Below are 18,703 nucleotides of genomic sequence, written 5' to 3'. Positions count from 1 at the left end.
CAGACCGGTCGGAGACCGGAGCGCGGGAGGCGGACGAGACGGTGGCACGCAGCAGCGCGGGAGCGGTCGTGGCCGGGCTGACCGCGGCAGCCCTCGCCGTCGTCGGATTCCTGGCCTACCAGGCGGACGCCGCGCAGGACCGGCGGGGCTCCGACACCGCGCGCAAGCCCGCGGCGTCGGCCTCCCCCTCCCCCGGCGCGGAGAAGAAGGAGCGCGAGAGGCGCGAGCGGACCGCGCTGCCGCCCGGCTCGGGCACCGGCGAGCGCGTCGTCTACTCCCTGGGCAGCCGCCGGGTCTGGCTGGTGGGCGCGAACGAGAGGGTCACCCGGACCTACGAGGTCGTCCCCGGCGCGGTGGACCCGCCGCCGGGCGAGTACAGCGTGTCCTCCCGCAGCGAGCGCGTCACCGGAAGCGACGGGGTGCCGGTGGCCCATGTGGTGCTGTTCACGCAGGTGAACGGGGTCGTGGTCGGGTTCAGCGCGGCGGTGGACGGTTCGCTGCCCGAGGGGCCGCCGCGGCAGGGGACGGGCGGCATCCGCGAGCGGGCCGCGGACGGCGAGGCGATGTGGCGGTTCGCGACGCTCGGGACCAAGGTCGTCGTCGTCCCCTGATAGATCCTGTGGTTGATCCTGACCGTTTTGGGTCGGCTTTGCCGTTCCGTTCTTCGGGAAGAGTGCGGAAGCAGGACGGGGGAGACAGCACCGAAGGAAGGCGGAGCGGATGCGCATCGATCTCACGGGCAGGACGGCACTGGTCACCGGTTCCACCGGAGGAATCGGGGCGGCGATCGCCACCGGCCTGGCCCGGGCCGGCGCCCGGGTCGCGGTCAACGGCCGCACGCCGACGTCCGTCGCGGCGGCCGCCGGGCGGATCCGCGGGCAGGTGGCGGACGCGGAGATCGTGGAGGTCGCCGCCGACATCACCACCGAGGACGGCGCGGCGCGCGTGGCCGAGGCCCTGCCCGACGTCGACATCCTGATCAACAACCTCGGCATCTTCGGCCCCCGGCCCGCCCTGGAGATCACCGACGACGAGTGGCGGCGCTACTTCGAGGTGAACGTCCTGTCGGCCGTCCGCCTGACGCGCGCGTACGTCCCCGGCATGGTCGGACGGTCCTGGGGGCGCGTGCAGTACATCGCCAGCGACTCGGCCGTCGTCACGCCGGTGGAGATGATCCACTACGGCATGTCCAAGACCGCGCTGCTCGCCGTCGCCCGGGGCTGGGCGAAGGAGGTGGCGGGCAGCGGCGTCACCGTGAACTCCGTCCTCGCCGGCCCGACCCACACCGGCGGGGTGGAGGAGTTCGTCCGCGAGCTGGTGGGCCGGGACCTGCCCTGGGACGAGGCGCAGCGCGCCTTCATGCGCGAACACCGGCCGCAGTCGCTGCTCCAGCGGCTGATCGAGCCGGAGGAGATCGCCAACATGGTCGTCTACCTCAGCTCGCCGCTGGCATCGGCGACGACGGGCGGCGCCGTCCGCGTCGACGGCGGCTACGTCGACGCGATCCTCCCCTGACCTCACGGCCCATCACGTTTACGTCCGCTTTCAACCGAACAAACGCTTCACATCGACAGAGGTGAGCGTGCGGTGAGCGCACGGCCGGAGGGGCGGAAGCAGTGGCACTGGAGACAGAGAAGACCGCCGAAAGGGCCGGGGAACAGCAGGTCCTGACGGAACGCAGAGAGACCGAGAAGGAGCGCGCCGACCGCCGGTGGACGGAGCTGCTCCAGGAGGTCCGGGTGGCCCAGATGGGCATTCAGATCCTGCTCGGCTTCCTGCTGAGCGTCGCCTTCACCGAGCGCTTCGAGGACCTCGGCGCGGCGGACCGCACCATCTACGTCGTCACGGTCGCGCTGGGGTCGGCGGCCACCGGCACGCTGATAGCCCCGGTCGCCCTGCACCGTTTCGTCACCGGGCACCAGATGAAGCCCCAGACGGTGGAGTGGGCCTCCCGGCTCACCATCACCGGGCTGGTCCTGCTGCTGTGCACCGTCACCTGCGCGCTGCTGCTGATCCTGCGCGTGGTGCTGCACAACGGCATGGCGTGGTGGATCGTCGGCGCGCTCTTCCTGTGGTTCGTGGCCTGCTGGTTCCTGCTGCCCGCCTGGGCCCGCCACACCCGGGGCGGGGCCGGCAGCCGGTGAGCCCGACCGGCGGGGCCGCCCCGGCCGCCGGGCGGCGCGGGGGCGGGCGTCAGGCCGCCGCGGCCCCGGAGCCGTCGCCGCCCTCGCGCCGCCCGTGGGCAGGGGGCGTCGAGACCGCGTCGGCCGCGGCGCACGAGGCCAGCAGCTCGCTCATCGGCACCGGACCGCACCCCGGGGACGGTCCGCGGTGCGCCGCCGCGTGGTCGGCCCGGACGCCGGACGGCGCGGGGGCGGACTCGCTCCCAGCGGTGGGCTCGGGCTCCCGTTCGTGGGCCTCCATGGATCCTCCCGTGGCTCCTGGGGCGAGAGTGGTTAGGCATGCCTAACCACGTCCTGTCCTCCATGTGACCACGCCGGGGCCGCCGCGCGCAACATCTTGCCGACACCGTGTCGGAACGTGGCGCGCGGCCTTACGCCGGAGCCTCCAGGACGGACAGGTCCTCCCCGGTCCAGCGCGCGCCGATCCCGGTCACCGTCACCGTCCGCACGTCGTGGTCCTCCGGGCCGCCGTCCGCCGCGGCCCCGGCCGGGGCCGTCCCCACGGCCCGTTCGATGAACACGTGCAGCCGGTCCTCCGAGAGTTCCTCGACCTTGCCCTCGCCCCACTCCACGACCACCACCGAATCCGGCAGCGACACGTCCAGGTCCAGGTCCTCCATCTCCTCCAGACCGCCGTCGAGCCGGTAGGCGTCCACGTGCACCAGCGGGGGGCCGTCCCCGAGCGGGGGGTGCACCCGGGCGATGACGAAGGTCGGCGAGGTGACCGCACCGCGCACGCCCAGGCCCTCGCCCAGTCCCCGGGCCAGGGTGGTCTTGCCGGCGCCCAGCTCCCCGGTGAGCAGGACGAGGTCGCCGGGCCGCAGCAGCCGGGCCAGCCTCCGTCCGGTCTCCCGCATGCGGTCAGGGGTGTCGACGACGATCCGTACGGCGGTCCCCGGGGTGCTTCCCGGGCTGCTCCCCGGACGGGTGCCGGGGGCCGTCTCCGCGGTCGGGTGGTGCGGTGTGTCCATGGTTGTGGATGGTACGCGTCAGCAGCTCGGCCAGTCGGTCGCCGACCAGCCCGGGCCGCTCCAGCATCACCAGGTGCCCGGCGCCCTCCACGACCACCAGGTCCGCGTCGGGCAGCACCGCGGCCATCGCCTCGCTGTGCTCGCGCGGGGTGAGCAGGTCCCGGTCGCCGGTGAGTATCAGCGCGGGCCGTCCGCCGTCGAAGGCGGCCAGCGCGGCGGTCTTCTCGTGCTCGGCGAAGGCCGGGTAGAAGTCCGCGACCACGTCGACCGGCACCGACTCGATCAGCCGCTCCGCGAAGCGCGCCACCCCGGGGTCGATGTCGCGCTCCCCGAACGAGTACCGCTTGACCAGGCCCGTGAAGAGGTCCGCGGTGGCCCGCCGGCCCCGCTCGACCAGGTCGGCCCGCGCCGCCAGCGTCCTCAGCACGCCCGGGGCCAGCCGCCGCAGCGCCCGGGCCCCGGCGGCGGGCAGCCCGTACGTCACCTCCGTCAGCCCGCCCGCCGAGGTGCCCAGGAGCGCCACGCCGGCCACGCGCTCGGCGACGTACTCCGGGTACAGGGCGGCCAGTGCCATCACCGTCATGCCGCCCATGGAGTGCCCGACGAGGACGACCGGCCCCTCGGGCACGGCGGCGTCGAGCACCGCCTTCAGGTCGTGTCCGAGCCGGTCGATGGTCACCGGCACCCCGGTCCGGCCGCGTCCGGACCGGCCGTGGCCGCGCTGGTCCCAGTAGACGGCGCGCAGGGCGGGCATGGGGGGCGTGGTGGGCGCGGAGCCGCGCAGGGCGGCGCGCTGGAAGTGCCAGACGTCCTGCCCGAGGCAGTAGCCGTGGCTGAACACCACCGTGGGCGCCCCGGCCGCGTTCCCGTCCCCGTTCCCGTCTCCGTTCCCGCCGTCGGTCCCGCCCGGGTCGTCGGTCTCGTAGTACAGCTCCGTGCCGTCGTCGGCCGTGGCCCGGCCCGGGGTACCGCGCAGCGAGCCGTACGGGTCCTCGGCGTCCAGGGCCAGCCGGGCCCTGCGGCGTACGGCGCGGTGCACCGTCAGCCGCTCGACGGCCACGCCCGCGGCGACCCCGGCGGCGGCGAAGCCCAGCGCCGCGCCGGCGATTCCCGCGCGGCGCACCCACCCCCGGCCGGCCGTGTCGGTCATGCCCGGGTCACGCGTCCGCGTTCAGGTGGACGCGCGGCACCCGGACGCCGATCCGGGTCACGATCTCGTACGCGATGGTGCCCACCGCCCGCGCCCAGTCCTCGGCCGTGGGCTCGCCGCCGTCGCCGGGGCCGAAGAGGACCGCCTCGTCCCCGGCCTCGGCCGTGTCCCCGCCCAGGTCCACCACGAACTGGTCCATGGCCACCCGTCCGGCGACCGTCCGCCACTTCCCCGCCACCAGCACCGGCCCGCAGCCGGAGGCGTGCCGGGGGATGCCGTCGGCGTAGCCGGCCGGGACCAGGGCCAAGGTGGTGTCGCCGGGGGTGGTGTAGTGGTGGCCGTAGCTCACCCCGTGCCCGGCCGGCACCCGCTTGACCAGGGCGAGGCGGGCGCGCAGGGTCATCACCGGGCGCAGCCCGAAGTCCTGGGGCGTGCCGACCTCGGGCGAGGGCGAGAGGCCGTAGACCGAGACCCCGGTGCGCACCAGGTCGAAGTGCGCCTCGGGGAGCGTGAGCGTGGCGGGCGAGTTGGCGATGTGCCGCACCTCCGGGTCGAGCCCGGCCCGGGCGGCGACGGCCAGGGCCTCGTGGAAGGCGGCGAGCTGCGCGGCGATGGACGGGTGGCCGGGCTCGTCGGCGCAGGCGAAGTGCGACCACAGGCCGACGACCTTCAGCGTGCCCTCCTTCTCGGCGGCGCGGGCGGCGGCGACCAGCCCGGGCCAGTCGGCGGGCTGGCAGCCGCCCCGGCCCAGCCCGGTGTCGGCCTTCAGGTGCACCCGGGCGGTACGGCCGCAGGCGCGGGCGGCGTCCGCGATCTCCTCCAGCGCCCACGGCGCGCTCGCCGACACGTCGATGTCCGCCTCGACGGCCTCGCGCCAGGGCCCGCCGGGCGTCCACAGCCAGCACAGCACCCGGCCCCGGTCCCCGGCGGCGCGCAGCGCCAGGGCCTCCTCGGGGGTGGCCGTCCCCAGCCAGGTCGCCCCGGCCTGGCGCGCGGCGCGGGCGCACGGGACCATCCCGTGGCCGTACGCGTCGGACTTCACCACGGCCATCAGGTCGGCTCCGGATGCCCGCTCCCGCAGCGCGCGGACGTTGCCGCGCAGCGCGGCGAGGTCCACCTCGGCGACGACCCGGTGGTCCGGGCGGGGCCGCGGCGCCGCGCGGGGGGCGGGGGGTTCGTTCATGGCGTCCATATCGCCCTCAGTGTCTCAGGTGCCCGCCCGGACTCACCCGGCCCGGACGCGCGCGGCCCGGACGCGCGTCGGACCGGGCCTCAGCGCGCGCTCCCCGGGCCGCCCGTGCCGTCCGCGACGTCCCGCCAGGCCCGCCGCAGGGCGGCCGCCACGTCCAGCGCACTGGTCAGCGGTGCCGCCAGCCGGCCCGCGAGGCCGTGGAGGTACGCGCCCGCCGTCGCCGCGTCCGCGGGCGCCAGCCCGGCGGCCAGCAGCGAGCCGGCCAGTCCGGAGAGCACGTCGCCGCTCCCGGCCGTCGCCAGCCAGCCGGTCCCGGTGGGGTTGACCCGCACCGGGGCGCCGCCGGTGCCGTCCCCGCCCGGCGCGGCGACCAGCGTGGTCGAGCCCTTGAGCAGCACCGTCGCCCCGTACCGCTCCGCCAGCGCCCGCACCGACGCCAGCCGTGCCGCCTCGACCTCCTCGCGCGCCGTGCCGAGCAGCGCCGCCGCCTCCCCGGCGTGCGGGGTGAGCAGCGTCGGCGCCGTACGCCCCCGGACCTGCCCGGCGTCCATCAGCCGCAGCCCGTCGGCGTCCACCAGCACCGGTACGTCCGAGGCCAGCACCTCGCGCACGGTCTCCCGCGCGTCCGGCCCGTCGCCCAGGCCGGGGCCGACGACCCACGCCTGCACCCGGCCCGCCGCCGCGGGCGGGCCGGCGGAGACCAGCGTCTCGGGGAAGCGGGCGATCACCGCGTCCGCCGCGGGCCCCGCGTACCGCACGGCCCCCGCGCCGCCGCGCAGCGCGCCCGCCACGGCGAGCACGGCCGCGCCCGGGTAGCGCCCGGAGCCCGCCGCGATCCCGACCACGCCGCGCCGGTACTTGTCGCTCCCGGCCGCCGGGCGGGGCAGCAGCGCGGCCACGTCCGCGTGCTGCGGGGCGCTGACCACCGGCCCGGCCGCCGCCAGGTACGGGCCCAGGCCGATGTCGATCAGCCGCACCGCCCCGGCGTACTCGCGCGCCGGGTCGACCAGCAGCCCCGGCTTGTGGGCGCCGAAGGTCACCGTCGCCGCCGCCCGCACCGCCACGCCGTGCACCTCGCCGGTGTCGGCGTCCACGCCGCTGGGGAGGTCCACGGCGACGACGGGCACCCCGGCGTCCTGGACGAGCCCCAGGACCTCCACCGCGTCGGGCCGCAGGCCCCCGCGGCCGCCGATGCCGACGATGCCGTCCACGACGAGGTCGGCCCGCCGCAGCAGGGCGGGGACGTCGGCGGGCACGCCCTCCAGTACGGCCGAGGGCGCCGCCACGGCCCGGCCGCCGGCCGCCCGCAGCGCGGCGAGCCCGGCACCGTGCGCCTTCTCCGGGTCGAGCAGCACGGCGGTCACCCCGGCGCCGCGCCGGGCCAGCAGCGCCCCGGCGAACAGCGCGTCGCCGCCGTTGTCGCCGCTGCCGACGAGCAGCACGACCCGGGTGCCGTACGTCCGTCCCAGCAGCCCGGCGCAGGCCGCGGCCAGCCCGGCGGCGGCGCGCCGCATCAGCGTCCCCGGCGGCAGACGTGCCATCAGTTCCCGTTCGGCGGCCCGTACGGTCTGCACGCTGTAGGCATCTCTCATGCCCCCAGTGTGACCGCGCGCCACCGCCGTCACGCCCGGGTCACCCCTCCGCCACCACCACCGCGGACGCCACCCCGGCGTCGTGGCTGAGCGACACGTGCCAGCGCCGCACCCCCAGCTCGGCCGCGCGGGCGGCGACCGTGCCGCGCACCCGCAGCGACGGCTGCCCGCTGTCGGCGGTCACCACCTCCGCGTCCGTCCACAGCAGTCCGCCGGGGGCGCCCAGGGCCTTGGCCAGGGCCTCCTTGGCGGCGAAGCGTGCCGCCAAGGAGGCCACCCCGCGCCGCCCGCCGCCGGGCAGGTGCAGCTCCGCCGGCACGAACAGCCGGTCGGCGAGCTGCGGGGTGCGGTCCAGCGCGGCGGCGAAGCGGTCGATCTCGGCGACGTCGATCCCCACCCCGATGATCACGGGTGGACCGCCGTCCTCCGGGCGCCCCGGATCACTCCACCGTCACCGACTTGGCCAGGTTGCGCGGCTGGTCCACCTCGTTGCCGCGGGCCGTGGCCAGCTCGCAGGCGAAGACCTGGAGCGGCACGGTGGCCACCAGCGGCTGGAGCAGGGTGGGCGTGGCGGGGATGCGCACCAGGTGGTCGGCGTACGGCACGACCGCGTCGTCGCCCTCCTCGGCGATGACGATGGTCCGCGCGCCCCGGGCCCGGATCTCCTGGATGTTGGAGACGATCTTGTCGTGCAGGACGGACCGGCCGCGCGGCGACGGCACGACCACCACCACCGGCAGGTCCTCCTCGATCAGGGCGATCGGGCCGTGCTTGAGCTCTCCGGCGGCGAAGCCCTCGGCGTGCATGTACGCCAGCTCCTTGAGCTTGAGCGCGCCCTCCAGCGCCACCGGGTAGCCCACGTGGCGGCCGAGGAAGAGCACGGTGTTCTTGTCGGCCAGGTTCCTGGCCAGCTCCCGCACCGGCTCCATCGTGCCGAGGACCTTCTCCACCTGGGTGGAGATCTCGGACAGCTCGCGGATCACCGAGTCGATCTCGTCGCCCCACTTGGTGCCCCGCACCTGGCCCAGGTAGAGGGCGACCAGGTAGCAGGCGACGAGCTGGGTCAGGAACGCCTTGGTGGAGGCGACCGCGACCTCCGGGCCGGCGTGGGTGTAGAGCACCGCGTCGGACTCGCGGGGGATCGTCGAGCCGTTGGTGTTGCAGATGGCCAGCACCTTGGCGCCCTGCTCGCGGGCGTGGCGCAGCGCCATCAGGGTGTCCATGGTCTCGCCGGACTGGCTGATGGCGATGACCAGCGTGCGCTGGTCCAGGATCGGGTCGCGGTAGCGGAACTCGCTGGCCAGCTCCGTCTCGCAGGGGATGCGCGTCCAGTGCTCGATGGCGTACTTGGCGATCATCCCGGCGTGGAAGGCCGTGCCGCAGGCCACGATGACGACCTTGTCGACCTCGCGCAGCACGTGGTCGGGGATGTGCACCTCGTCCAGGGTCAGCATGCCGGACTCGTCGATCCGGCCCAGGAGGGTGTCGGCGACCGCCTTGGGCTGCTCGGCGATCTCCTTGAGCATGAAGTAGTCGTAGCCGCCCTTCTCGGCGGCCGAGGCGTCCCAGTCCACGTGGTAGGTGCGGACGTCGGCGGGGGCGCCGTCGAAGTCGGTGACCGTCACCTGATCCCGCTTCAGCTCCACGACCTGGTCCTGGCCCAGCTCGATCGCCTCGCGGGTGTGGGCGATGAACGCGGCGACGTCGGAGGCGAGGAAGTTCTCGCCGTCGCCGACCCCCACCACCAGCGGCGAGTTCCGCCGGGCGCCGACCACCGTGTCCGGTTCGTCCGCGTGCACCGCGACGAGGGTGAAGGCGCCCTCCAGGCGGCGGCACACCTGCCGCATCGCCTCGGCCAGGTCGCCGCAGGAGGAGAAGTTCTCGGCCAGCAGGTGGGCCACGACCTCGGTGTCGGTCTCCGAGGCCAGTTCGTGGCCGCGCTCGGCCAGTTCGGCGCGGAGCGCGGCGAAGTTCTCGATGATGCCGTTGTGGACGACCGCGACCCGCCCGGAGTTGTCCAGGTGGGGGTGCGCGTTGGCGTCGGTCGGTCCACCGTGCGTGGCCCAGCGGGTGTGGCCGATGCCGGTGGATCCGCTGGGCAGCGGGCGCTCGTCCAGCAGCTTGCCGAGGTTGCCCAGCTTCCCGGCCTTCTTCGCGGCGGCCAGGCCGCCGTCGGCGAGAACGGCAACGCCCGCCGAGTCATAACCGCGGTACTCCAACCGCTTCAGTCCCGCGATGACGACGTCGAGGGCGGACTGCCCTCCCACATAACCAACGATTCCGCACATGCGATGCAGCCTAAAGGGCGGTGGGCGGGATGGCTGTCAGCGCCCTCGCGCTATTCGGTCGGCGGCGTCCCGGACGAGCTCCAGGTACTCCGCCTCCTCGCCGTGCGGCTTGCTGCCCGTCCGGTACAACTCCAGTGCGTCGCGCGGGTGTTCGCCCAGATCCTCCTCGGGCAGTTCCTCGACCAGCTCCGCCCACACCCGGGCGGCGGCGGCCCCGGTCTCGGCGGCGGGGCGGCGGCGGGCTGCGCGGAAGCGCCGGAACGGCGACGGCATGCGGCATCCTTCGGAACAGGGACACACAGGGACAAGCGTGCGAATGCGGTCAACGTACCGGTGCGGGACCGCCGCGTACACCCCGCCGCCTGTGCTGCTGATCACACGCTTCTCCCGGCGTGGGCCCGGTCGCGCGCCCCCACAATGGGCCAGTGTCCACCGCCGCCCCTTCTGCCGCCGCCCCTTCTGCCGCCGCGCCGCCGCAGCGCCGCGCCCGCTCCGACGCGAGCCCCTTCGTCGACCTCTCGCGCGCCGAGTGGAGCGCGCTGCGCGAGAGGACCCCGCTGACGCTGACCGCCGCGGAGGTGGAGGAGCTGCGCGGACTCGGCGACGTCATCGACCTGGACGAGGTGCGGGACGTCTACCTGCCGCTGGCCCGGCTGCTCGACCTGTACGTCGGCGCCGTCCACGGGCTGCGCGGCGCGCTCAACACCTTCCTCGGCGACGCGGGCACCGGCCAGGGCGCCCAGCGCGGAACGCCGTTCGTGATCGGGGTCGCGGGCAGCGTGGCGGTCGGCAAGTCCACGGTCGCGCGGCTGCTGCGGGCGCTGCTCGCCCGCCCCCGGACCGCGCCGGGAGGTGCCGCCGGGGACGGGCCCCCGCGCGTGGAGCTGGTGACCACGGACGGGTTCCTGCTGCCGAACGCGGAGCTGCGACGGCGCGGACTGATGTCCCGCAAGGGCTTCCCCGAGTCGTACGACCGCCGCGCGCTCACCCGTTTCGTGGCGGACGTCAAGGCGGGCCGGGAGGAGGTCACCGCCCCCGTCTACTCGCACCTGATCTACGACATCGTCCCCGGCGAGACCCTGACCGTGCGCCGCCCCGACATCCTCATCGTGGAGGGCCTGAACGTCCTCCAGCCCGCCCTGCCCGGCAAGGACGGCCGCACCCGGCTCGCGCTCGCCGACTACTTCGACTTCTCCGTCTACGTCGACGCGCGCACCGAGGACATCGAGCGGTGGTACCTGGACCGCTTCCGCAAGCTGCGCGAGACGGCCTTCCAGGACCCGTCCTCGTACTTCCGCAGGTACACCCAGGTGTCGGAGGAGGAGGCGCTGGACTACGCGCGCGGGATCTGGCGCACGATCAACCTGCCGAACCTGGAGCAGAACATCGCCCCGACCCGGGGCCGGGCCAGCCTCATCCTGCGCAAGGGCCCGGACCACACGGTCCAGCGCCTCTCGCTGCGCAAGCTCTGACCGGACGGACCGTCAGACGCCCGTCCGGCGGCGGCGCGACGGCGTACGGGCTACGGGCCCGGTCGTGCGGAAAAGCGGCAGCGGGGGCGGCCGCCGGCCGCCCCCGCTGTCCGCACCGGACGCGCGGCGCGTCAGCCCAGCGCGGACTTGACCTCGTCGGCCAGCCGCTCGGCCACCGCGCGGGCCTGCTCCAGGTCGGCGGCCTCGACCATCACCCGCACCAGCGGCTCGGTGCCGGAGGAGCGCAGCAGCACCCGGCCGGTGTCGCCCAGTTCCCGCTCGGCCTCGCTCACGGCCGCGGCCAGCCGGGCCGAGGAGGTGACCCGGGTCTTGTCCACGTCCCGCACGTTGATCAGCACCTGCGGCAGGCGCTCCATGACGCCCGCCAGCTCCGCCAGGGGCCGGCCGGTGGCGGCCACCCGCGCGGCCAGCAGCAGACCGGTCAGGGTGCCGTCGCCGGTGGTGGCGTGGTCCAGGGCGATCACGTGCCCGGACTGCTCGCCGCCCAGCGAGTAGCCGCCGCGCTTCATCTCCTCCAGCACGTAGCGGTCGCCGACCGCCGTCTGGAGCACCTCGATGCCCTCGCGTTCCATGGCGAGCTTGAACCCGAGGTTGGACATCACCGTCGCCACCACGGTGTTCTTCCGCAGCGTGCCGGCCTCCTTCATCCCCAGGGCCAGGACGCTGAGGATCTGGTCGCCGTCGACCTCGTTGCCGGCGGCGTCCACGGCCAGGCAGCGGTCGGCGTCGCCGTCGTGCGCCACGCCCAGGTCGGCGCCGTGCTCGACGACGGCCGCGCGCAGGCCCTCCAGGTGCGTGGAGCCGCAGCCCTCGTTGATGTTGAGCCCGTCGGGCTCGGTGGCGATGGTGACCACCTCGGCGCCCGCCCGCGCGAACGCCTCCGGGGAGACCCGCGCCGCCGCGCCGTGCGCGCCGTCGATGACGACCTTGAGCCCGTCGAGCCGGTTGGGCAGCACGCCGACCAGGTGCGCGACGTACTTGTCGAAGCCCTCGTCGTACCCCTTCACGCGCCCCACGCCGGCGCCCGTCGGCCGGTCCCAGGGCTCGCCGGAGGCGTGCTCGCGGTAGACCTGCTCGATGCGGTCCTCCAGCTCGTCGGCCAGCTTGTGGCCGCCGCGGGCGAAGAACTTGATGCCGTTGTCCGGCATGGGGTTGTGGCTGGCGGACAGCATCACGCCCAGGTCGGCGCCGAGGGCGCCGGTCAGGTACGCCACGGCCGGGGTCGGCAGCACGCCCACCCGCAGCACGTCCACGCCCGCGCTGGCCAGTCCGGCCACCACGGCGGCCTCCAGGAACTCCCCGGACGCACGCGGATCCCGTCCGACCACCGCCACCGGTCGATGGCCCGCGAACGTACCCGCCTCGGCGAGCACGTGCGCCGCCGCGACCGACAGACCGAGCGCCATTTCGGCGGTCAGGTCGGCGTTGGCGACCCCGCGCACACCGTCCGTACCGAAGAGTCGTCCCACCGTGGTTCCTCCGAGTTTCCAAGCTGACACTGGGCCCGATCGGGCCCGATTCATCCAGATATACGCCCCTTGGCCGCGGATGCGGCACGACCGCGCGTCCGGTGCGCCCCCGGCCACCCCACCGGGCGCCCCGATCCGGGCGCGACCGGTCCCAAGACGAGCGCCCCGACGCACCGTGGCGGTGCTGTCGGGGCGCTCATCAGCGGATACCAGGCATGCCGGCCGGCGCGGCCTGGATCAGCGCTTGCTGTACTGGGTGCCCTTGCGGGCCTTCTTCAGACCGGCCTTCTTGCGCTCGACGGCGCGGGCGTCGCGGGTCAGGAAGCCCGCCTTCTTCAGCGGACCGCGGTTGTTCTCCACGTCCGCCTCGTTCAGCGCACGGGCCACGCCCAGGCGCAGGGCACCGGCCTGGCCGGAGACGCCGCCGCCGTTGATGCGGGCGATGACGTCGTAGCGGTTCTCCAGCTCCAGAACCTTGAACGGCTCGTTGACTTCCTGCTGGTGCACCTTGTTCGGGAAGTACGACTCCAGGGTGCGACCGTTGATCTTCCACTGACCGGTGCCCGGCACGATACGAACGCGGGCGACCGCGTTCTTGCGGCGCCCGGTGCCGGCGGCCGGCTGCGGCTCCCCGAAGCGGGAGGCCAGCGACTCGGTGGTGTACTCCTCGACGCCCTCGGGCGTCTCGGTGGTGTAGTGCTCGACGTCCTCGACCTCTTCGATCGGGGTCTCGGGAGTGGTCTCGGCCACGGTTCTCCTCAGCTTCTCTTCAGTCTTGGGTGGCCGGACTACTGCGCGACCTGAGTGATCTCGAACGGAACCGGCTGCTGGGCGGCGTGCGGGTGGTTCTCGCCTGCGTAGACCTTCAGCTTCGAGAGCATCTGGCGGCCCAGGGAGTTCTTCGGGAGCATGCCCTTGACGGCCTTCTCCACGGCCTTCTCGGGGTTCTTGCGGAGCAGGTCGTCGTAACGGACGGACCGCAGACCACCCGGGTAGCCGGAGTGGCGGTAGGCCAGCTTCTGAGTCCGCTTGTTGCCGGAGAGGTGCACCTTGTCGGCGTTGATGATGATGACAAAGTCACCAGCGTCAACGTGCGGCGCGTACACCGGCTTGTGCTTGCCCCTCAGAAGGGTGGCAGCCTGGGACGCCAGGCGGCCCAGGACGACGTCGGTGGCGTCGATGACGTGCCACTGACGCTGAATGTCGCCGGGCTTGGGGCTGTACGTACGCACGGTCGTAGCCTTCGCTTCTTCAGTGAGTGTTTCCTGACAAGGTCACCGGAGATCACGACAGCCTTGACCACGCGCCGGTGACGCAAGCCGATGCGGGTCGCTGGTCATCGTCCTGGTGGACCAGGCGTAGCGGCCTCTCACGTGAGAACGAGCAAGCCAATACGCACAACGAACCAGCAGGATACCGGCCCTCCTCCGCATGGGTCAAAACGCCTCCCCCGCGCGGAGCGCCGGGCGCCGGGCGGCTCCCGCCGTCCGCCCGTCCCGCACGGACCCCGCGGACCCCATGGCCTCCACGGACCACGGGCATCACCCCGAGCCCGCCGCCGGCGCCCACCGGGGCCACCGGGGCGGCCTCCCCGGCCCCGGCTCCGGACGGGCCCCGGGGCCGTGCCGAGCGCATAGGATGCGCCCATGAGCTTTGGGCAGGGGGGGCCGGGCTGGGGCCCCGGGGGACCGTCCGCACCGGACACACCGGACTGGGTCGCGCTCGCCGAGCGTGCCGAACGCGCCCGCGCCCGCCGCCGCCGCTGGCTGATGATCGGCGGCGGTGCGGTGGCCACGGCCGTCGTCGCCGCGATCGTCGCGACCGCCGTCGTCAGCGAGGGCGGCGGGGGCGGCGCCGAGGCGTCCGCCCGGCCGTCGGAGTCGCTCCCGTCCACCGAGAGCCTGCCGCCCAGCCCGGAGCAGCCGGAGCCGACCTTCTCCGAGGAGCCCCCGCCCCCGCCCCCGGACCCGCGGGACTTCCTCTCCAGCGCCGAGAAGGACACGGCGCCGCTCGGCGCCGGGACGCTCTTCCCCGGCTCCTCGATGACGGCCAACGGCCGGACGTACCAGAAGGGGGCCACCGCCTCCACCGAGAACTGCGCCGCCGCCACCCAGGGCGCCCTGGGCACGGTGCTGACGAACAACGGCTGCCGCGAGCTGATCCGGGTGACCTACCGGCGCGGCGGGATCGCGGTCACCGTCGGCGTCGCCGTCTTCGACGACGCGGCGGCGGCGGCGAAGGCCAAGGACCAGTACCGGCCCAACATCGCCTCGCTGCCCGGCGCGGGCGTCCCCGCCTTCTGCCGGGGCGTGACCTGCCACACCTCGGCCAACGCGCTGGGCCGCTACGCGTACTTCACCATCGCCGGTTACACCGGCGGCAGGAACGTCACCACCTCCGACACCGCCGCTCCCCAGGCCGGCCGCGACGCCGCCGACTTCGCCTTCGCCCGCATCCTCAAGCGCGGCCAGGAGCAGGCGGCGGCCTCGGTCGCCGAGGGCTGACGGGCCCCGCCGCCTCCGCAGAAGCGCCCCGCCCGCGGGAGCGCACCCGCCCGCGGGGCTCACCGGGACGACACGGACTCCTCCCCGCTCCCCCGGTCCTCCCGGCTCCCGCCCGAGCCCAGCGACTCCCTGATCGCGGCCAGGAGCGAGCGGCGCCTGACCAGCCGCGCCCCGCGCACCCCGTCGAGCACCTCCGCCCGCTCCCCGAAGCCCTCCGGCAGCGGCGGCAGCCCCAGCGCCGCGCACACCTCGGCCAGGCGCGCCGCGTCGCCGCCGCCGGCGCGCAGCAGGGCCGTCAGCGGACGGCTGTCCGCCACGCCGTGGGCGTCGGCGAACGCCTTCGCCACCCCGGCCGCCTCCGCGAAGTCCGGTACGGGCGCGGCCAGGTCCCACTCGTGGGCGGCGACCGTCCTCCCGTCGCGCAGCAGTGCGATCCCGTACCGGTCGCCGGTGCGGTGCAGCACCACGGCGGGCCACGTCTCCGCCCGGGTGATCGTGGACACCGCCTGCGTCAGCCTCCCCTCCCCCAGGAGCGCGCCGCGTACGCCGCCGCGCGGGGCGGAGGCGGCCGGGGCCGCGAGTTCCACGAGGGTACGGGCGCCGGGGGCGGGGGCCATGCGCAGGTCCAGGCCGGTCAGCAGCGCCGCCTCCGCCACCTCGGGCAGGGGCGCCGAGCACACGGCGAGGGCGCGGGCCCGCCACGCGGCGTCCGGACCCCCGGCCGCGGCCGTCCCCGCCCGCTCCGGCGGCGGGGCGGGCCGGGAGAAGAGGGGGATGCGGCCGGCGAGCTGGAGGCGCACGCCCTTGCGCAGGTCGAGGAACTCCTCCAGCGGGTCCCCGCCCAGGAGGGCCCACGGGGAGGAGCGCGCGTGCACCCCGATCGCGCGGAAGGTCTCCAGCGCCTCCTCCAGCCGGTCGGCGCGGATCAGCGCGAGCGCCAGGTGGTTGCGGAATCCGGCGGCGACCGGGTCGCCCGGCTCGTAGTGGGCGGACAGCTCCAGCGCCCGGTCCACGGCCGCGGCGACGCGCCGCGCGGGGATCGGGCCGTCCTCGCCGGGCGCGTGGTCGAGGGCGTACTCGGTCACGGCGGTGACCGGCAGGGCGTTCAGCAGCGCCCCGGGCCCGGCCCGGTCCGCCGCGCTCTCCGCGAACTCGAACATCTCCTCGTGGGAGCCGTACCACTTGGCGCACAGGTACTGCAGGGCGCTGGCGTGGCAGCCGTAGTGGCCCGGGTCGCGGTCCATGACCTCCATCAGGTAGCCGTCGAAGACCTCGCGCGGGGCCTGGGAGCCGCGGGCGTGGGTGAGCGCCACCCGCCACGGCACCGGGTCCTCGGGGTTGAGCTCCACCGCGCGTTCGATGGCGGGTACGGCGTCCCGCAGCAGGGTGTGGAAGGCCCGGAACTGTTCGCGGGAGACGTCCCTGGCGCGGGCGGAGGTCCGTACCTCCCACGCCTGGCGGACGGCCAGGTCGGCCCTGACCAGCCGGGCGTCGGGGTCGTCGGGGTGCTCGGCGAGCCAGGCGTCCAGCCAGCCGGGGCGGTGCAGCGCGTACTCGGCGAGCCCGGCGACCCAGCGGTCGCGCCGCTCCCACCGGGCGCCGCGCCGCGTCGAGGCCAGCAGGTCGCGGGCGACGGTGAAGTCCCCCTCGCCGGCCTCGGCCAGCGCCTCGCGCAGCGGCGCGGCGGGGGCGTCCAGCACCACCGCCTCGTCGGGCGGCAGGTCGGCTCCGACGCGGGGGAGGTGCCGCAGGGCGCGGGGGATGCTCAGGAGGACGGCGAGACGGGCCACGGGAACGGATCAAAGCCCAGGGCGGCGGCGTTTGGCCAGCCGTTCGCGGTGACGATCCGGCATCGGTGCGCCCGTCCCGCGCGCGGCGACCGCGTCCGCACCGCTCCGGGACCGGGCCGGCCGGGCCCCGGAGCGGCGGCGGGACGTCAGTCCTGCTGGGCGCCCGGCGGGAGCTGGCGCAGGGTCACCTTGGTGGGCGTCTTCTGCTTGAAGGCCCAGTCGAGCATCTTCGTCGCGTCCGGGTAGCGGTTGGCGCTGTTGAGGATCACGCCGACGACCGTGCGCTTGTCGCGCGTCGCCGCGAAGACCAGGCACGGTCCGGCCTTGGTGCCCGTGCCCGTCTTGATGCCGACCACGCCCTTGTACGAACCCAGCAGCTTGTTGGTGTTGTACCAGGTGTACGTGCGCCCGTTGGTCGCCTTCTGGACGGTCTTGGGCGCCTTGACGACCTCCCGCAGGGCGGAGTTCGCCAGCGCGTGCCGTGCCAGCTTCGCCATGTCGCGGGGGGTCGAGTAGTTCTTGCCCGTGGTGGAGATGCCGTCGAAGGAGTCGAACTTCGTGTTCTTCATCCCCAGGTCGGCGGCCTTCTTGTTCATCTTCGAGATGAACGACTTGGTGCGGGCCGACGTGGTGCTGCCGCTGCCGAACGCGTCCGCCAGCGCGTACGCCGCGTCACAGCCGGAGGGCAGCATCATCCCGTACAGCAACTGCCGCACGGTGAGCTTGTCGCCCGTCTTCAGGTCCGCGGTGCTGGCACCGTTCCTGGCGACGTAGTCGCGGTAGGCCTGCTTGACCGTGATCTTGCGGTTGAGGTCGACGCCCTTGGTGGTGACGACGACCGCCGCGGCCATGATCTTGGTGGTGCTGGCCATCTCGCGCTTGGTGTCGGCGGCCTTGCTCCACAGGGTCTTGTTGGGCCCGCTGTCCAGCAGGAAGGCGCCCTTGGCGCTGATGCCGGACGGCCCCGACGCCGCCTGTGCCGGTGCGACCAGCGGTCCCGCGGCGAGTACGGCTCCCGCGGTCGCGACCACCGCGCCCGCGCGGCCGAGCCCCCTTGTTCTCAGTCTCAATGCACGCTCCGTCGTCATGGGTCGGCGAGCCCGCGCGTCGCGGGCCCCGACCATCAGACAACCGGACGGCGGCGATGGTTGCCGTCGGAACAAGCCAAACCGCTCAGCAGCAACCCGCCCCCGCGCCCGGCAGCGTGCGCCGGTTGCGCGCCTCGGCGTTGCGCGCGGCCAGCAGCTCGTCGGCCGGGTAGCCGACCTCCTCCAGGGTGAGCCCGTGCGGCCGCACCACGTGCACGGCCGAGTCCCGCACGCCCGCGGCCAGCACCTCCGCCGGCCACGACGGCGGCCGGTGGCCGTCGCCGACGAAGAGCAGCGCGCCCACCAGCGAGCGCACCATGTTGTGGCAGAAGGCGTCGGCGACGACCCTCGCCTCCACGATGCCGTCCGGCCGCCGCTCCCAGCTCAGCTCCTTGAGCGTGCGTATGGTCGTCGCGCCCTCGCGCCGCTTGCAGTACGCCGCGAAGTCGTGCTCCCCCAGCAGCCCCTTCGCCGCGGCGTTCATGGCGTCCACGTCCAGCGGCCAGTCGTGCCAGAGCACGTGGCCGCGCAGCAGCGGGTCCACGCCGCCCGGGTGGTCGCAGACCCGGTAGGCGTAGCGGCGCCAGATGGCCGAGAAGCGCGCGTTGAAGTGGGGCGGGGCCTCACCGATCCGGTGGACCCGTACGTCGTGCGGCAGCCGTCCGGCCAGCCGGCGCAGCAGCTTGTCGCGGTGCGCCTCCCACACCCCGGCGGGCAGGTCCACGTGCGCCACCTGGCCGCGGGCGTGCACGCCCGCGTCGGTGCGGCCCGCGACCGTCAGCTCGAAGGTCTCCTCCGAGCGGGTCACGACCCGCAGGGCGTCCTCCAGCTCGCCCTGGACGGTGCGCCGCCCGTGCTGCCGCGCCCAGCCCGAGAAGTCCCTGCCGTCGTACGACAGGTCCAGCCGGACCCGTACGTACCCGGGCTCCACGTCGTCGCTCACGCAGGTGATCCTCTCAGACGGCGGCGGACCCGCTCCCGGG

The 18,703-nt window shown here is 74.8% G+C and carries 19 protein-coding genes; 5 read left to right on the top strand and 14 right to left on the bottom strand.

Annotated elements, in window-relative coordinates; translation table 11 throughout:
* Positions 1 to 41: 41 nt before the first annotated feature.
* From VE546_RS00770 to VE546_RS00760, 3 genes are all read left to right on the top strand, one after another.
* Complete coding sequence (locus tag VE546_RS00770; RefSeq protein WP_324916573.1) at positions 42 to 611, top strand: hypothetical protein; 570 nt, start codon at positions 42 to 44, stop codon at positions 609 to 611.
* A 109-nt stretch (positions 612 to 720) separates the two neighbouring features.
* Entirely contained in the window at positions 721 to 1,515 is a 795-nt protein-coding gene (locus tag VE546_RS00765) for an SDR family oxidoreductase (protein WP_324916570.1), read from the top strand.
* Between the two features lie 101 nt (positions 1,516 to 1,616).
* Positions 1,617 to 2,144: a DUF6328 family protein gene (locus VE546_RS00760; protein ID WP_324916567.1), complete on the top strand. Its 528-nt coding sequence runs from the start codon at positions 1,617 to 1,619 to the stop codon at positions 2,142 to 2,144.
* A 49-nt stretch (positions 2,145 to 2,193) separates the two neighbouring features.
* Here the strand turns inward: VE546_RS00760 and VE546_RS00755 are convergent, their stop codons facing one another.
* The 8 genes from VE546_RS00755 to VE546_RS00720 all read right to left on the bottom strand — a co-directional run bounded on the left by VE546_RS00755 (position 2,194) and on the right by VE546_RS00720 (position 9,649).
* Positions 2,194 to 2,424: a hypothetical protein gene (locus tag VE546_RS00755; protein ID WP_324916565.1), complete on the bottom strand. Its 231-nt coding sequence runs from the start codon at positions 2,422 to 2,424 to the stop codon at positions 2,194 to 2,196.
* A gap of 130 nt (positions 2,425 to 2,554) precedes the next feature.
* Complete coding sequence (tsaE, locus tag VE546_RS00750; protein WP_414720365.1) at positions 2,555 to 3,154, bottom strand: tRNA (adenosine(37)-N6)-threonylcarbamoyltransferase complex ATPase subunit type 1 TsaE; 600 nt, start codon at positions 3,152 to 3,154, stop codon at positions 2,555 to 2,557.
* Positions 3,045 to 4,304, bottom strand: a complete 1,260-nt coding sequence (locus VE546_RS00745; protein ID WP_324916560.1) for an alpha/beta hydrolase — start codon at positions 4,302 to 4,304, stop codon at positions 3,045 to 3,047. Before VE546_RS00745 ends, tsaE begins: the two co-directional genes overlap by 110 nt.
* Positions 4,305 to 4,311: 7 nt before the next feature.
* Positions 4,312 to 5,487, bottom strand: coding sequence for an alanine racemase (alr, locus tag VE546_RS00740; protein ID WP_324916557.1), 1,176 nt, complete (start codon positions 5,485 to 5,487; stop codon positions 4,312 to 4,314).
* A gap of 89 nt (positions 5,488 to 5,576) precedes the next feature.
* Complete coding sequence (locus tag VE546_RS00735) at positions 5,577 to 7,088, bottom strand: NAD(P)H-hydrate dehydratase (protein ID WP_324916555.1); 1,512 nt, start codon at positions 7,086 to 7,088, stop codon at positions 5,577 to 5,579.
* 40 nt (positions 7,089 to 7,128) lie between these two features.
* On the bottom strand, positions 7,129 to 7,497 hold the full coding sequence (locus tag VE546_RS00730; protein WP_324916553.1) for a holo-ACP synthase: 369 nt from the start codon (positions 7,495 to 7,497) through the stop codon (positions 7,129 to 7,131).
* Between the two features lie 31 nt (positions 7,498 to 7,528).
* Entirely contained in the window at positions 7,529 to 9,376 is a 1,848-nt protein-coding gene (glmS, locus tag VE546_RS00725) for a glutamine--fructose-6-phosphate transaminase (isomerizing) (RefSeq protein ID WP_324916551.1), read from the bottom strand.
* 36 nt (positions 9,377 to 9,412) lie between these two features.
* Complete coding sequence (locus tag VE546_RS00720) at positions 9,413 to 9,649, bottom strand: hypothetical protein (RefSeq protein WP_324916548.1); 237 nt, start codon at positions 9,647 to 9,649, stop codon at positions 9,413 to 9,415.
* A 152-nt stretch (positions 9,650 to 9,801) separates the two neighbouring features.
* Between VE546_RS00720 and coaA the strand changes: the two genes are divergently transcribed.
* Positions 9,802 to 10,848 carry a type I pantothenate kinase gene (coaA, locus tag VE546_RS00715; protein ID WP_324916545.1) on the top strand — a complete coding sequence of 349 codons (1,047 nt, stop codon included), beginning with the start codon at positions 9,802 to 9,804 and terminating at the stop codon, positions 10,846 to 10,848.
* A 131-nt stretch (positions 10,849 to 10,979) separates the two neighbouring features.
* On the opposite strand, the gene glmM is transcribed toward coaA, so the two are convergent.
* The 3 genes from glmM to rplM form a co-directional block, all read right to left on the bottom strand.
* Positions 10,980 to 12,338: a phosphoglucosamine mutase gene (gene glmM, locus VE546_RS00710; RefSeq protein ID WP_324916542.1), complete on the bottom strand. Its 1,359-nt coding sequence runs from the start codon at positions 12,336 to 12,338 to the stop codon at positions 10,980 to 10,982.
* A 237-nt stretch (positions 12,339 to 12,575) separates the two neighbouring features.
* Entirely contained in the window at positions 12,576 to 13,088 is a 513-nt protein-coding gene (gene rpsI / locus VE546_RS00705; protein ID WP_324916539.1) for a 30S ribosomal protein S9, read from the bottom strand.
* Between the two features lie 38 nt (positions 13,089 to 13,126).
* Positions 13,127 to 13,570: a 50S ribosomal protein L13 gene (gene rplM / locus VE546_RS00700; RefSeq protein ID WP_324916537.1), complete on the bottom strand. Its 444-nt coding sequence runs from the start codon at positions 13,568 to 13,570 to the stop codon at positions 13,127 to 13,129.
* Positions 13,571 to 13,984: 414 nt separating this feature from the next.
* Between rplM and VE546_RS00695 the strand changes: the two genes are divergently transcribed.
* Positions 13,985 to 14,842: a hypothetical protein gene (locus VE546_RS00695; protein ID WP_324916534.1), complete on the top strand. Its 858-nt coding sequence runs from the start codon at positions 13,985 to 13,987 to the stop codon at positions 14,840 to 14,842.
* A gap of 59 nt (positions 14,843 to 14,901) precedes the next feature.
* Here VE546_RS00695 and VE546_RS00690 read toward each other — a convergent pair whose 3' ends face one another.
* From VE546_RS00690 to truA, 3 genes are all read right to left on the bottom strand, one after another.
* Complete coding sequence (locus VE546_RS00690) at positions 14,902 to 16,632, bottom strand: hypothetical protein (RefSeq protein ID WP_324916531.1); 1,731 nt, start codon at positions 16,630 to 16,632, stop codon at positions 14,902 to 14,904.
* Positions 16,633 to 16,778: 146 nt separating this feature from the next.
* The gene (locus tag VE546_RS00685; RefSeq protein WP_414720367.1) at positions 16,779 to 17,696 is read right to left on the bottom strand and encodes a D-alanyl-D-alanine carboxypeptidase family protein; all 918 of its coding nucleotides are present in this window, start codon (positions 17,694 to 17,696) and stop codon (positions 16,779 to 16,781) included.
* Between the two features lie 109 nt (positions 17,697 to 17,805).
* Complete coding sequence (gene truA, locus VE546_RS00680; protein ID WP_324916525.1) at positions 17,806 to 18,663, bottom strand: tRNA pseudouridine(38-40) synthase TruA; 858 nt, start codon at positions 18,661 to 18,663, stop codon at positions 17,806 to 17,808.
* Positions 18,664 to 18,703 lie beyond the last annotated feature (40 nt).

Origin of the sequence: Streptomyces sp. (genome assembly GCF_035644915.1) — a bacterium.
Classification (GTDB): Bacteria; Actinomycetota; Actinomycetes; order Streptomycetales; family Streptomycetaceae; genus Streptomyces.
The sequence above is the reverse complement of the archived record's forward strand: the minus strand, read 5'-3'. Positions and strand labels throughout refer to the sequence as shown.